This window comes from Arthrobacter sp. TJ-266 (assembly GCF_058269115.1).
Window position 1 is genome coordinate 44,176 of record NZ_JBZCNC010000003.1, and the last position, 14,441, is coordinate 58,616.

The window sequence follows — 14,441 nt, forward strand, 5'->3', positions numbered from 1 at the left end:
TCCGGGACGTCCCCCTGCCACCGTTCGTTGAGTCCGTACCAGCCGCTACGCTGTGACTCCAACCGAGGGGGACCCGTGAGATCCATTGTTCCGACGTCGACCGCCGCACCGCGACGCCAGCGGGTGCCACGTGCAGCACTGCTGATCGCCGCACTGTCCCTCGCCCTCGCGGGGTGCGCCCCGGGCGGCCCCGCCGCCGATCCCACCGCTGACCCCACCGCCGTCCCCACATCGCAGGAGAGCACGATGACCACGCCCGAATCCTCGACGACCCCCCCGGCCGACCCGGCACCCGGTGCGTCCGCGACCACGCCGTCCGCGGCGGCGGCGCCGTCGACTCCCCCTTCGATGACACCCCAGCCTCCGTCGTCGGGCGCACCCGCGCTACCCGCCGACCTCCAGGCCGACCTCACCGTCTCGATCACGCAGGACGCCGGCGCCCAGCCGACCGTCTACACGATCGACTGCTCCGACGGGGTGGTCGGCTCCTCCACGGACCATCCGAACGCAGACGCCGCTTGTGCGACCCTGGCGCGACTCGGCGCGCCGTTCTTCACCCCCCGGCCGAACAAGGACGTCATCTGCACGCAGCAGTACGGCGGCCCGCAGACGGCGAGCATCACCGGCGATCTCAACGGCACGCGCATCGCCGCCTCCTTCTCCCTGACCGACGGGTGCCAGATCGCACGCTGGAACTCCGTCTCGGACATCCTCGGAACACCCGGGGCGCAGTAGCGCGGAGAAGCACGGAGGAGCACGCGGCAGCGCAGGCCTGGGCGACCCGGCCCGGCATCGGCGCCCGGTAGACTTGTTGGGCAAGCTCGCGGAGCGCCGACGTCATCAGCTGGACCAGACACGGCGTGAGACGGCACTCCCGAGCGACCGCACACCCACCGCTCATTCACAGGAGTTGCCGGATGCCCCGGATCGTCGTCGACGTCATGCCCAAGCCCGAGATCCTCGACCCGCAGGGTAAGGCGATCGCCGGAGCCCTCCCCCGGATCGGCCTCACCGGATTCGCCGGCGTCCGCCAGGGCAAGCGCTTCGAACTGACGGTCGACGGCGAGGTGACGGAGGAGATCCTCGAGCAGGCCCGCCACGCCGCCACCACGCTGCTCTCCAACCCCGTGATCGAGGACGTCACGCGCGTGGAGGTCATCGAGGAGGACGGCCAGTGACCGCCTCGATCGAGACACCCCTGATCGGCGGGCCGCAGCCCGTGGCCTCGGACAACGAGGACAGCGCCCTGAACGGCGTGACCGTCGGCGTCGTCACCTTCCCCGGATCGCTCGACGACCGCGACGCCGTCCGCGCCGTCCGCCTCGCAGGCGGCAGCGCCGTGCACCTCTGGCACGGAGACCACGACCTCCGACACGTCGACGCCGTCATCATCCCCGGCGGTTTCTCCTACGGTGACTACCTCCGCGCCGGCGCCATCTCCCGCTTCGCGCCGCTGATGGAGCAGATCTCGCAGGCGGCGTCCGGCGGAGCCGACGCCCTGCCCGTGCTCGGCATCTGCAACGGGTTCCAGGTCCTCACGGAGGCCCACCTGCTGCCGGGTTCCATGATCAAGAACAACCACCTGCACTTCATCTGCCGCGACCAGCGCCTGCGCGTCGAGAACGCCGACACCTTCTGGACCGCGGAGTACGAGCAGGGCGAGGAGCTCGTCATTCCGCTCAAGAACCAGGACGGGCAGTTCGTCGCGGACGTCCGCACGCTCGACGAGCTCGAGGGTGAGGGCCGCGTTGTCTTCCGCTACGTCGGCGAGAACCCCAACGGCTCGCGCCGCGACATCGCGGGCATCTCGAACGCGGCGGGCAACGTCGTCGGGCTCATGCCGCACCCCGAGCACGCCGTCGAGGCCGGCTTCGGCCCCGACTCCTCCGCGCGCGGACCGGTGGACGTCCGCGGGGGCACCGACGGTCTCGGCATCTTCACGTCCGTACTCAAGAAACTGGTGGGCTGAGATGACCGCGGAAGCGACCCGGAAGTTCAACATCGACACCGTCGCCAACGCCGAGGCCACGCCCGGCCAGGCGCTGCCGTGGGCGGAACTGGGACTGAAGGAGAACGAGTACCAGCGCGTCGAGGAGATCCTCGGGCGGCGCCCCACCGGGGCCGAGCTCGCCATGTACTCGGTGATGTGGAGCGAGCACTGCTCCTACAAGTCCTCGAAGGTGCACCTGCGCCAGTTCGGCGAGAAGGTCACCGATGCCATGAAGGAGCACCTTCTCGTGGGCATCGGCGAGAACGCCGGCGTCGTCGACATCGGCGACGGCTGGGCCGTGACGTTCAAGGTGGAGAGCCACAACCACCCGTCCTTCGTGGAGCCCTACCAGGGTGCGGCCACCGGCGTCGGCGGGATCGTCCGCGACATCATCTCGATGGGCGCCCGCCCGGTCGCGGTCATGGATCCGCTGCGCTTCGGCGCGATCGACCACCCCGACACGGCGCGCCTCGTCCACGGGATCGTCGCCGGGATCGGCGGGTACGGGAACTCCCTCGGCCTGCCGAACATCGGCGGCGAGGTGGTCTTCGACTCCGTGTACCAGGGCAACCCGCTGGTCAACGCGCTCGCCGTCGGCGTGCTGCGGCACGAGGACATCCGCCTCGCCAACGCCTCGGGCGCGGGCAACAAGGTGGTCCTCTTCGGTGCCCGCACCGGTGGCGACGGCATCGGCGGCGCCTCCGTGCTCGCCTCGGAGTCCTTCGACTCCTCGAAGCCCTCGAAGCGCCCCGCGGTGCAGGTGGGCGATCCGTTCGCCGAGAAGGTGCTCATCGAGTGCTGCCTCGAGCTGTTCAAGGCCTCCGTGGTCGAGGGCATCCAGGACCTCGGCGCCGCCGGGATCTCCTGCGCCACGTCGGAGCTGGCGTCCAACGGCGACGGCGGCATGCACGTGGAACTCACCAAGGTGCTGCTCCGCGATCCGTCCCTGACGCCCGGCGAGATCCTGATGTCGGAGTCGCAGGAGCGCATGATGGCCGTCGTGACGCCGGAGAACGTCGCGGCGTTCGAGGCCATCATGGACACCTGGGCCGTGGAGTACTCCTGGCTCGGCGAGGTCACCGACACCGGGCGCCTCATCATCGAGTGGGACGGCGAGAAGATCGTCGACGTCGATCCCCGCACCGTGGCCCACGAGGGACCCGTGTACGAGCGCCCGTACCACCGCCCGGCATGGCTCGACGCCGTGCAGGCGGATGCCTTCGCGGCCGAGCAGCCGACGGACCTCCGCGAGGCCGTCCTCGACCTCATGAGTTCCCCGAACATGTGCTCCAAGAGCTGGGTCACGGACCAGTTCGACCGCTACGTGCAGGGCAACACGGCGCTCGCCATGCCCGACGACGCCGGCGTCATCCGCGTCGACGAGGAGACCGGGCTCGGCGTCGCGATCTCCACGGACGCCAACGGCCGCTACTCCTACCTGAACCCGTACGAGGGCGCCCGGCTGGCCCTCGCGGAGGCGTACCGCAACGTCGCCACCGCCGGCGCCGAGCCCCTCGCCGTCACCGACTGCCTGAACTTCGGCTCCCCCGAGGACCCCGAGGTCATGTGGCAGTTCGCCGAGACGGTCCGCGGCCTCGCGGACGCCTGCCGGGAACTCGGCGTGCCCGTCACCGGCGGCAACGTCTCGCTCTACAACCAGACCGGCGGCGTGGCCATCCACCCCACCCCGGTGGTCGGCGTGCTCGGCGTGTTCGACGACGTCGCGCGGCGCACGCCGTCGGGCTGGCGCGAGGACGGCCAGGCCATCTACCTGCTGGGAACGACGGCGGACGAGCTCTCCGGCTCGGAGTGGGCCAACCTGCGTGGTCACCTCGGCGGGCAGCCCCCGGCGCTCGATCTCGCGGCGGAGAAGACGCTCGCGGCGATCCTCGTGAACTGCTCACGGGACGGCATGATCGACGGCGCCCACGACCTCTCGGAGGGCGGCCTCGCGGCAGGCATCAGCGAGATGGCCCTGCGGTTCGGCATCGGTGCGCGGATCAGTCTCGACGAGCTCTGCGAGCGCGACGGCATCGACGCGTTCACGGCGCTGTTCAGCGAGAGCCAGGCGCGCGCCGTCGTCGCCGTCCCCCGTTCCGAGGAGGTGCGCTTCAACGACATGTGCACCGCTCGGAACTTCCCCACCCTCCGGATCGGCGTGGTGGACACGGAGATCGACGCCCTCGACGTGCAGGGCTACTTCACCCTGCCGCTCGAGCAGCTCCGCGAGGCCCACGAGGGAACGCTGCCGAAGCACTTCGGCTGATCCGGGCGCCGCGGCTGCCTCTCCTTCAGGAGGTCCGCCGCGGCGGCTGTCCACAACCGGGGGTACTGCACCCCCGCAACGGAGCAAATGCCCCGGGTCTGCAGCGAAGACACGACGGCGACGCCCCCGGGAGGTGCCGCCGCGGCGGCTGTCCCAAGCCGGGGTAACTGCACCCCCGCAACGGAGCAGATGCCCCGGGTCTGCACGAAGGGACGACGGCGGCCCCCGGGAGGTGCCGCCGCGGCGGCTGTCCAGAGCCGGGGGTACTGCACCCCCGCAACGGAACAGATGCCCCGGGTCTGCACCGAAGGAATGAAGGCGGCCTCCCCTGAGGCGAACGACGACGGCGCCGCCCAAACACCCCGCTAGGGCACGAAGCGGTAGCCCATCCCCGCCTCGGTCAGCAGATGGAGCGGGGACCCGGGATCGCGCTCGAGCTTCTTCCGTAGCTGCCGGATGTACAGGCGGAGGTACCCGGTGTCGCGGATGTGCTGCGGCCCCCAGACCTCGGTGAGCAGGATCTCCTGCGTCACGAGCCGCCCGGCGTTCACCATCAGTGTCTCGAGCAGTCGCCACTCCGTGCGGGTGAGGTGGATGTCTGCGCCGTCGGTCGTGCGGACCACCGACTTCGCCACGAGGTCCACCCGGACGTCCCCGAACGTGGCCCCGGACTCCTCGCGGAGCGGCAGCCGACGCCGGGTGAGCGCCCGCACCCGTGCCAGCAGCTCGTCGGTCAGGAACGGTTTCGTGACGTAGTCGTCGGCGCCGGCGTCGAGCGCCTGCACCTTGTCGATCGAGTCCATCCGGCCCGAGATCACGAGGATGGGCACCGTGCTGTAGCCGCGCAGTCCGTGGATCACGTCGATGCCGGAGAGCTGCGGCATCCCGAGATCCAGCACCACGATGTCCGGGTGGTGCTCGGCCGCGCGGCGGAGGGCCGCGGCGCCGTCGCCCGCGGTCACGACGTCGTAGTCCGATGCCGTGAACGTGATGCTGAGCGCTCGGAGGATCTGCGGGTCGTCGTCGGCGATGAGGATCTTCATGCGGTTCCCGCGCCGTCGTCCGCCCCGACGAGCGCGTCCATGGGCGGCGCGTGCGGCAGCGAGACCACGGACGTCAGGCCGCCGCCCGGAGTGTCCTCGAGCGTCAGCCGGCCACCCATCCCCTCCACGAACCCGCGGGCGAGCGCCATCCCGAGGCCGAGCCCGGTGTCGTTGTCGGTGTCGCCGAGCCGCTGGAACGGCAGGAGCACCTGGTCCTTGCGATCATCGGGGATGCCCGGCCCGCGGTCGATGATGCGGATCTCCGCCCGGCCGCCGAAGTCGCTGACGGACAATATGGGCGCCTGCCCGGGCGAGGTGTAGCGGGCGGCGTTGGAGAGGAGGTTCACCACCACGCGCTGCAGCAGCACGGCGTCCGCGAGGAGGAGGCGCGATTCCGCGGGCAGTTCGAGCTCCACGTCACCGGGCCCGAGGTCGAGCTCCTCGAGGGCCGGCTGAATGACGTCCTCGGGCCGCACGGGTTCGAGCACGACGCCGAGCACGCCGGCCTGGATGCGGCTGGCATCGAGCAGGTCCGTGACGAGGGTGGAGAGTGTGCCGAGGCTCTGCTCGGCGGTCTCGAGCAGAGCCTCCTGCTCCTCGGGCGAGAAGGTGATGTCGGCGGAGCGGAGGCTCGTGACGGCCGTGGTCGCCGCCGTGAGCGGGCGTCGGAGGTCGTGCCCGACAGCGGCCAGCAGGGCGGTGCGCACGCGGTCCGCCTCCGCGAGCGGCCCCACGGCGCTGGCCGCGCGGGAGAGTTCGCGGTACTCGAGGGCGGCCTCGAGCTGCGCGGTGATGACGGCGAGCAGGCGCCGGTCCGCGGCCTCCAGCGTGCGTCCCTCCAGCTCCAGCACGGCTACCTCCCCGACGGGGAGGGCCACGGGATCGCTGGTCGAGGACGACGGCGGCACGCAGGTGTCCTCGCAGAGGACGGTGCCGTCGACCGCGCGCAGCCGCGCGACGTCGAGCCCGAAGGCCTCACGGGCCCGGGCCACGAGGGCCTGCAGGGTGTCCTGCCCGCGGATCACCCCGCCGGCCACGGTGGCGAGGAGCTCCGACTCCGCGGCGGAGCGGGACGCCGCCCGGGTCCTCCGGGCCGCCTGGTCCACCACGTAGCTCACGAGGACGGCGTTGACGATATAGAGCGCGAGAGCCGTGAAGTGCGCGGGCTCCCCGATGGTGAGGGTGCGGACGGGGTCGATGAGGAAGAAGTCGAGCGTCAGCCCGGACAGCACGGCCGCGAAGAGGGCGGGCCAGATCCCCCCGATCAGCGCGACGACGATCACGAGGAGCTGGTAGCTGAGGACGTCCCCGGTGATGGACTCCTCGGAGCGGAGCAGGACGAGCAGCAGTGTCAGCAGCGGTCCGCCCGCGAGCGCCACCAGGGCGCCGAGCAGCCGACGCCGCGCGGACAGCGCCCCGCCGGCGTGAGGCAGGGCGAAGCGCCGTCCGGCCGCCCCGTGGTTGACGATGTGCACGTCGATGTCGCCGGATTCGCGGATGACGGTGGCGCCGATGCCCGGGCCGGTCAGCAGCGCCGCGAGCCGCGAACGCCGGCTCACACCGATCACGAGCTGGCTGGCGTTGGCGCCCTTGGCGAAATCCACGAGGGCCTTCGACGTCTGGTCGCCCACCACCTCGTGGAAGGTACCGCCGAGCTTCAGCACGAGTGCCCGCTGGGCGGCGAGCTCGGCGGGGTCGGCGTCGCGCAGGCCGTCCTGGTTGGTGACGTGCACCGCGAGCAGTTGACCTCCCGAGGAACGGGACGCGATCCGCGCGCCACGGCGGAGCAGCGTGCGCCCCTCAGGACCGCCGGTGAGGGCGACGACGACGCGCTCGCGGGCCTCCCACGTGTCGTCGATGCCCTGCTCGGCACGGTACCGCTGGAGCGCGCTGTCCACCTCGTCCGCGAGCCAGAGGAGCGTCAGCTCGCGGAGGGCGGTGAGGTTCCCGACCCGGAAGTAGTTGGAGAGAGCGGCGTCGATGCGTCCCGTGGGGTACACCGACCCCTCCGTGAGCCGGCCGCGCAGCGCCTCGGGGGTGAGGTCCACGATCTCCACCTGCGCGGCACGCCGCAGCACCTCGTCGGGGATGGTCTCCCGGTGCGGCACGCCCGTGATGCGCTCCACGACGTCATTGAGGGACTCGATGTGCTGCACGTTCACCGTGCTCATGACATCGATCCCGGCATCGAGCATGGCCTCGACGTCCTGCCACCGCTTCTCGTGCTCCGTGCCCGGCGCGTTGGTGTGCGCGAGTTCGTCGACGAGCGCCACCTCGGGGTGCCGGGCCAGCACGCCCTCGAGGTCGAGGTCCGTGAGGTGCACGCCGCGGTGGTCCACGGAGCGTCGCGGGAGCGCCTCGAGGCCGTCCGCCATGGCTTCGGTGGCGATGCGTCCGTGCGTCTCGACGATCGCGACGACGACGTCACGCCCCTCACCGCGGAGCCGCCGGCCCTCCTCGAGCATGGCGTAGGTCTTGCCCACTCCGGGGGCCGCTCCCAGGAAAACCCGCAACCGCCCTCGCGTCATGGCCTAAGTGTCCAGCCGCGCCAGGGCGAGATTCAACTCCACCACGTTGACGGACGCCTCGCCGAGGTACCCGAGGTCGGGGCCCTGCGTGTTCTCCTCCACGAGTGCCTCGACGTCGGACTCGGCGAGGCCGCGTTGCGCCGCGACGCGCGGCACCTGGAGCTGCGCGTACGCGGGGCTGATGTGCGGATCGAGCCCCGAGGCCGACGCCGTGAGCGCGTCCGCGGGGACGGACGCCGGGTCCACCCCCTCGAGCTCCGCGACGGCGGCGCGGCGCTCCTCGATGGCGGCCACGAGGTCCGGGTTCTCGGGACCGAGGTTGCTGCCGCCGGAGGCACCGCCGTCGTACCCGTCGCCGGCCGCGGACGGGCGGGACTGGAACCATTCGGGGAGCGCTGCGCCCTCGGCGTCCGTGAAGGACTGACCGATGATCGCGGAGCCGACGGTCTCGCCGTCGAGCGTGAGGGGCTGACCGTTCGCGCGGACGGGGAGCGCCACCTGCCCGATGCCGGTGATGGCGAGCGGGTAGCCGACGCCGAGGACGAGCGTCAGGACGACGAGCGCCCGGACGGCCGTGCCGAGCTGGCGGAGGGTGCTGCGGGAGGAAGCCATGGACGTACCTTTTCGGGAGGGAGGGAACTCAGAAGCCGGGGATGAGGGTGAGCACGAGGTCGATGGCCTTGATGCCGATGAACGGCGCGATGATGCCGCCGAGGCCGTAGACGAGCAGGTTCCGGTTGAGCGTGCTCGAGGCCGACGCCGCCCGGTACCGCACGCCCTTCAGCGAGAGCGGGATCAGCGCCACGATGATCAGGGCGTTGAAGATGATCGCCGAGAGGATCGCGGACGACGGCGAGTGCAGCTGCATCACGTTGAGTGTCGCGAGTCCGGGGAATGCTCCGATGAACATGGCAGGGATGATCGCGAAGTACTTGGCGACGTCGTTGGCGATCGAGAACGTGGTGAGAGCACCGCGGGTGATGAGCAGCTGCTTGCCGATCCGGACGATCTCGATGAGCTTCGTGGGGTCCGAGTCGAGGTCCACCATGTTGCCCGCCTCCTTCGCGGCGGAGGTGCCGGTGTTCATGGCAACGCCGACGTCCGCGAGCGCGAGGGCCGGGGCGTCGTTGGTGCCGTCGCCGGTCATGGCGACGAGCGCTCCGCCCTCCTGCTCCTTGCGGATCAGGCGCATCTTGTCCTCGGGGGTGGCCTCCGCGAGGAAGTCGTCGAGGCCGGCCTCCTCGGCGATGGCCCTGGCGGTCAGCGGGTTGTCACCGGTGATCATGACGGTGCGGATGCCCATCGTGCGGAGCTCCGCGAAGCGCTCGGGGAGCCCCTCCTTCACGACGTCCTTGAGGTACACGACGCCGAGCACCCGGGCCTTGCCGGAGGCGTCGCGCACGGCGACGACGAGCGGCGTGCCGCCCAACTGGGAGATGCGGTCGACGGCCTCGCCGAGTTCGGCGGAGACGACGCCGGACGACGCCGTCACCCACTCGCGGACCGCGCTGCCGGCGCCCTTCCGGACACTGGAGCCGTTCACGAAGTCGACGCCGCTCATCTTGGTCTGCGCCGAGAACGGGATGACCTCGCCGTCGATCTCCTCTCGGACGAAGCCCTCGGTGACCGCGAGGTCCACGATCGAGGTGCCCTCCGGCGTCGGGTCGCTGAGCGAGGACTGCGCGGCGGCCGCGATCAGCTCGCGCCGATCGGCCCCGCCCACCGTGATGAACTCGCTGGCGCGACGGTTGCCGTAGGTGATGGTGCCGGTCTTGTCGAGCAGCAGGGTGGTGACGTCGCCGGCGGCCTCGACCGCGCGTCCGGACATCGCCAGGACGTTGCGCTGCACGAGCCGGTCCATGCCAGCGATGCCGATGGCCGAGAGCAGGGCGCCGATGGTGGTGGGGATGAGGCAGACGAGCAGCGCCACGAGGACCGGCACGCTGACGGTGACGTCCGAGGAACTGGCGATCGGGTTGATGGTCAGCACGACGACGGTGAACACGATGGAGAGCGTGGCGAGGAGGATGTTCAGCGCCACCTCGTTCGGTGTCTTCTGGCGTTCTGCGCCCTCCACGAGGCGGATCATGCGGTCCACGAAGGTGTCGCCGGGCTGGCTCGTGATCCGCACGACGATCCGGTCCGAGAGGACACGGGTGCCGCCGGTGACGGCCGAGCGATCACCGCCGGACTCGCGGACCACGGGCGCGGACTCGCCGGTGATCGCTGACTCGTCCACGGAGGCGATACCCCAGATGATCTCGCCGTCCCCCGGGACGAGGCCGTTGGCCTCGATCACCACGACGTCGCCGAGCGCGAGGTCCGACGACGGCACCTCGGTGACGGTTGCCGCGTGGGCACCGGGGTCCGTGTCCGCTGCGTAGTCGCGGAGCACGCGCGCCGTCGTGCCGGTCCGTGCCTGGCGGAGGCTGGAGGCCTGCGCCTTGCCGCGCCCCTCGGCGACCGACTCGGCAAGGTTCGCGAACAGGACCGTCAGCCAGAGCCAGATCGCGATGAGCCACGTGAAGGACGCCGGGACCTCACTGCCGCCCGAGGCCTGAGGTCCGCCGAGGAACGGCTCGGCGATGGCGATGGCGGTGATGAGGACCGCGCCCACCTCGACGATGAACATGACGGGGGTGCGGACCATCTGGCGGGGGTCGAGCTTGCGGAAGGCGCCGGGTAGGGCCTGGGCGAGCTGGGCGGCGGAGAACGCGGACGCCTTCCGGGGGCGGCCGCCCTCGGGCGCAGCGCTGTCGCTGCTGCCGGTGGGTGTTTCGGTGAGGGTGGACATGGTCTAGAGGAGTCCTTCCGCGAGCGGACCCAGTGCGAGCACCGGGAAGAAGGTGAGGGCGGTGACGACGACGGTGACACCGACGAGGAGGGTGACGGACTGCACTCGGTCGGTGGGCAGGGTTCCCGCCGTGGCCGGCACCTGGTCCTGGGCCGCGAAGGCGCCGGCGAGTGCGAGGACGAAGACCATGGGCAGGAATCGCCCGAGGAGCATCGCGACGCCGAGTGCGGTGTTGAGCCACGGGGTGTTCGCCGTCAGGCCCGCGAAGGCCGAGCCGTTGTTGTTGGCGGCGGAGGTGAAGGCGTACAGCACCTCCGAGAGACCGTGCAGCCCGGGGTTGAGGATCGACGTGCCGTCGATGTCCGCGCGGAGGGCCGGGACGGCGAAGCTGAGTGCGGCGCCGGCGAGCACGAGGGTGGGCATGGTGAGGATGTAGAGGCTGGCGAGCTTGATCTCGCGTGCACCGATCTTCTTGCCGAGGTACTCGGGCGTACGCCCCACGAGCAGTCCGGAGATGAACACCGTGACGACTGCGAGGATCAGCATGCCGTACAGGCCGGAGCCCACCCCGCCGGGCGCCACTTCACCGAGCATCATGTTGATCATCGGCAGCATGCCGCCCACGGCGGTGTAGCTGTCGTGCATCGAGTTCACGGCGCCCGTGGAGGTGAGCGTGGTGGCCGTGGCGTAGAGCGTGGAGCCCACGATCCCGAAGCGCTGCTCCTTGCCCTCCATGACCGCGCCCGCTGCCTGCGGGGCCGTGCCGCTGCCGCCGAGCTCGGCGAGGGTAGCAGCGGTGAGTGAAAGGAGGAAGATCACGCCCATGGCGGCGAGGATCGCGTAGCCCTGACGGCGTTGGCCCACCATAGTGCCGAAGGTGCGCGGGAGGCTGAACGGGATGGCGAGCATCAGGATGACCTGGAGCACGCTCGTCCATGGGGAGGGGTTCTCGAAGGGGTGCGCGGAGTTCGCGTTGAAGAAGCCGCCGCCGTTGGTGCCGAGGATCTTGATGGCCTCCTGCGAGGCGACCGGTCCGCCGGGAAGCGTCTGGACCGCGCCCGTCAGCGTGGTCACCGAGGTGAACCCGTTCAGGTTCTGGATGACACCGCCCGCGAGCAGCACGAGGGCCGCGAGCACCGCGCCCGGGAGGAGGATGCGGAGCAGCGCACGCGTGAGGTCCACCCAGAAGTTGCCGAGCGTCCCGCTCCTCCGTGCCACGAACCCGCGCACGAAGGCGATCGCGACGGCGAGCCCGACGGCGGCGGAGACGAAGTTCTGGACGGTGAGCCCGGCCGCCTGCACGGCGTAGCCGAGGGTGACCTCCGGCGAGTAGGACTGCCAGTTCGTGTTGGTGACGAACGAGACCGCGGTGTTGAAGGCGAGGCCCTCGGGGACGGCGGGCAGGCCCAGCGAGAAGGGCAGGAACGCCTGGGTGCGCTGCAGCAGGTACACCAGGAACACACCGGCCGCCGAGAACGCGAGCACGCCGCTGAGGTAGGAGCGCCAGGACTGGTGCGACGCCGGGTCAACGCCGAGCACCCGGTAGAAGCCGCGCTCCACGCGGAGGTCCTTCGGCGCCGTGAACGTGCGGGCCATGTAGTCGCCGAGGGGCCGGTGGATCAGGGCCAGCACGACGACGACGGTCAGGAGCGGGAGGATGGCCGCTGCGAGCGTCATCAGAAACGCTCGGGACGGACGAGTGCGTACACGAGGTAGCCGAGGGCGGCGATGCCGAGTGCGACGGCGATGAGGTCGAAGACGATCACAGCTTCTCCACCGCCCGGGCGATCAGGGCAACCAGACCGAACAGGGCTGCAACACCCACGACATAGATGACGTCTTGCACGAGGAACTCCAGGGGACTGCGTTTTCTCCGTCCGCCGGCTTCCTGCCGACGGGCACCTGCGGGAGGCACGGAGTCGATTACATACCCGCGGCGAGCACGGAACGGCCGTCCTCACGTTTTCCTCACGGCCCACCCGCAAACCCCTACACGTTCTTGACGGCGGCCCGTCCGGGCGTGCCGTAACGGCCCTGAAACACAGGAGCCTTGTCATCGACATGTCCCGCTGGTTCGATGACAGAACTGTTGCTCCAGCCCACCATCCCCCCGCAGAGGACACCCCCATGCCATTGCTCCTGTCACCCGCACGGCCCCGCACCCGCCGCGTCACCGCCGGTCTCGCCGCGGGGATCCTCGCCGCCGCCGTCGTCGCCGGCCCGGGCCCCGCCGTCGCCGCCCCGAAACCGATTCCCCTCGACCTCAGCACCGCCGGCGTCCCCGAGGTGCAGGCCGGCCTGGCCTCACGCAGCTTCACGTCCGAGGCGCTGGTGCAGGCCTACCTCGAGCGCATCGACGCACTGAGCATCGGCGGGCCGCACCTCAACGCCGTGCGCTCCATCAACCCGACCGCCCTCGCCGACGCCAAGGCGCTCGACGCCGAGCGGAAGAAGGGCACGGTCCGCGGGCCGCTCCACGGCGTGCCGGTGCTCGTGAAGGACAACATCGACGTGGCGGGCATGCCCACCACGGCCGGCTCGGTGGCTCTGGCGGACTCGTACCCGGCCGCCGACGCCCCGATCGTGACCGAACTGAAGAACGCCGGCGCCATCATCATCGGCAAGACCAATCTCACCGAGTTCGCCAACTTCATGACCAACGGCATGCCCTCGGGGTACAGCTCGCTCGGCGGGCAGGTGCTCAACCCCTACGACGCGAGCCAGACGCCGAGCGGCTCCAGCGCCGGTTCCGGTTCCGCGGGGGCCGCCGGGCTGGCGACCCTGACGATCGGCACCGAGACCTCCGGTTCGATCCTCAGCCCCGCCCGAGCGAACTCCCTGGTGGGCGTGAAACCGACCGTCGGCCTCGCGAGCCGCACGGGCATCATCCCCATCTCGGCGACCCAGGACACCGCCGGCCCCATGACGAAGACCGTGTACGACGCCGCGGCCCTCCTGACCGCGATCACAGGCGTGGACCCCGAGGACCCCGCCACGGCGGCCAACCCGAGCGACGACGTCGACTTCACCGCAGCCCTCAGCGACACCGCCCTCGTGGGCACCCGTCTCGGCTATGTCGCGAGCACCACGGACCCCGTCTACACGGCGGCCCTCGACGCCCTGCGGGCACAGGGTGCCACGCTCGTACCCGTGACCGTGGGGAACACGACCGCCCCGAACATCCTGACGCTGGAGTTCGAGCGCGACCTCAATGCGTACCTCTCGCGCCTCCCGGAGGAGGCACCGATGGACACGCTGAGCGACATCATCGCCTACAACACCGCCAATGCCCCCGCCGCGTTGAAGTTCGGGCAGACGCTCCTCACGGACTCGGAGGCCGTGGACCTGGCCGACCCTGCACAGCTGGCGCAGTACGAGGCGGCTCGCACCGCGGGGCTGACCGAATCGCGAGCGGCGATCGACTCGGTGCTCACGGCCAACGACCTCGACGCCATCGTCTCGAACTCGGCGACGGTCGGCGTCGGGGCGCGGGCCGGCTACCCCTCGGTGATCGTGCCGTCGGGCTACGCGGAGACCAACCGCCGCCCGTCCGGCGTCGTGTTCCTCGGGACGGCGTGGAGCGAGGAGACCCTGCTGGCCTACGCCTACGACTACGAGCAGGGCACGAAGGCCTGGCGCTCACCGCAGAACATCAACCCCTCCCTGTTCCGCTGCACGTCCGTGGTCCCGGCCTCGGAGTGGGACGCCTCGTGCACCACGGTGGATGTGAAGCCGGGCAAGGGCAGGAAGTAACACCGAAGAGCCTGCACACACGGAACGCCGCCACCTCGTCGAGGTGGCGGCGTTCCGCCCGTTCGGG

11 protein-coding genes are annotated in these 14,441 nt (G+C 70.8%); 5 read left to right on the forward strand and 6 right to left on the reverse strand.

Annotation, left to right across the window (positions count from 1 at the left end):
- The first annotated feature begins 75 nt into the window (after nucleotides 1-75).
- The 4 genes from AC4D12_RS08830 to purL all read left to right on the forward strand — a co-directional run bounded on the left by AC4D12_RS08830 (nucleotide 76) and on the right by purL (nucleotide 4,256).
- A complete protein-coding gene (locus AC4D12_RS08830) occupies nucleotides 76-735 on the forward strand; it encodes an SSI family serine proteinase inhibitor (protein WP_490949557.1) in 660 nt (219 codons plus the stop codon).
- A 182-nt stretch (nucleotides 736-917) separates the two neighbouring features.
- Nucleotides 918-1,178, forward strand: coding sequence for a phosphoribosylformylglycinamidine synthase subunit PurS (purS, locus tag AC4D12_RS08835; protein ID WP_490949558.1), 261 nt, complete (start codon nucleotides 918-920; stop codon nucleotides 1,176-1,178).
- Entirely contained in the window at nucleotides 1,175-1,969 is a 795-nt protein-coding gene (gene purQ / locus AC4D12_RS08840; protein ID WP_490949559.1) for a phosphoribosylformylglycinamidine synthase subunit PurQ, read from the forward strand. Before purS ends, purQ begins: the two co-directional genes overlap by 4 nt.
- Nucleotide 1,970: 1 nt before the next feature.
- Nucleotides 1,971-4,256, forward strand: coding sequence for a phosphoribosylformylglycinamidine synthase subunit PurL (gene purL / locus AC4D12_RS08845; RefSeq protein ID WP_490949560.1), 2,286 nt, complete (start codon nucleotides 1,971-1,973; stop codon nucleotides 4,254-4,256).
- Between the two features lie 365 nt (nucleotides 4,257-4,621).
- On the opposite strand, the gene AC4D12_RS08850 is transcribed toward purL, so the two are convergent.
- Genes AC4D12_RS08850 through kdpF form a run of 6 tightly spaced genes read right to left on the reverse strand, consistent with a single transcriptional unit; the run spans nucleotide 4,622 to nucleotide 12,387 of the window.
- Complete coding sequence (locus AC4D12_RS08850) at nucleotides 4,622-5,299, reverse strand: response regulator (protein WP_490949561.1); 678 nt, start codon at nucleotides 5,297-5,299, stop codon at nucleotides 4,622-4,624.
- Nucleotides 5,296-7,827: a DUF4118 domain-containing protein gene (locus tag AC4D12_RS08855; protein WP_490949562.1), complete on the reverse strand. Its 2,532-nt coding sequence runs from the start codon at nucleotides 7,825-7,827 to the stop codon at nucleotides 5,296-5,298. Before AC4D12_RS08855 ends, AC4D12_RS08850 begins: the two co-directional genes overlap by 4 nt.
- A 3-nt stretch (nucleotides 7,828-7,830) precedes the next feature.
- Nucleotides 7,831-8,439, reverse strand: a complete 609-nt coding sequence (gene kdpC / locus AC4D12_RS08860) for a potassium-transporting ATPase subunit KdpC (protein ID WP_490949563.1) — start codon at nucleotides 8,437-8,439, stop codon at nucleotides 7,831-7,833.
- Between the two features lie 28 nt (nucleotides 8,440-8,467).
- Complete coding sequence (gene kdpB / locus AC4D12_RS08865; RefSeq protein WP_490949564.1) at nucleotides 8,468-10,621, reverse strand: potassium-transporting ATPase subunit KdpB; 2,154 nt, start codon at nucleotides 10,619-10,621, stop codon at nucleotides 8,468-8,470.
- Nucleotides 10,622-10,624: 3 nt separating this feature from the next.
- Nucleotides 10,625-12,298 (reverse strand): potassium-transporting ATPase subunit KdpA, encoded by a 1,674-nt coding sequence (gene kdpA, locus AC4D12_RS08870; protein WP_490949565.1) that lies wholly within the window; start codon nucleotides 12,296-12,298, stop codon nucleotides 10,625-10,627.
- On the reverse strand, nucleotides 12,298-12,387 hold the full coding sequence (gene kdpF / locus AC4D12_RS08875) for a K(+)-transporting ATPase subunit F (RefSeq protein ID WP_490949566.1): 90 nt from the start codon (nucleotides 12,385-12,387) through the stop codon (nucleotides 12,298-12,300). Before kdpF ends, kdpA begins: the two co-directional genes overlap by 1 nt.
- A gap of 361 nt (nucleotides 12,388-12,748) precedes the next feature.
- Here kdpF and AC4D12_RS08880 point away from each other — a divergent pair, with 361 nt between their 5' ends.
- On the forward strand, nucleotides 12,749-14,374 hold the full coding sequence (locus AC4D12_RS08880; protein ID WP_490949567.1) for an amidase family protein: 1,626 nt from the start codon (nucleotides 12,749-12,751) through the stop codon (nucleotides 14,372-14,374).
- The last annotated feature ends 67 nt before the right edge of the window (nucleotides 14,375-14,441 follow it).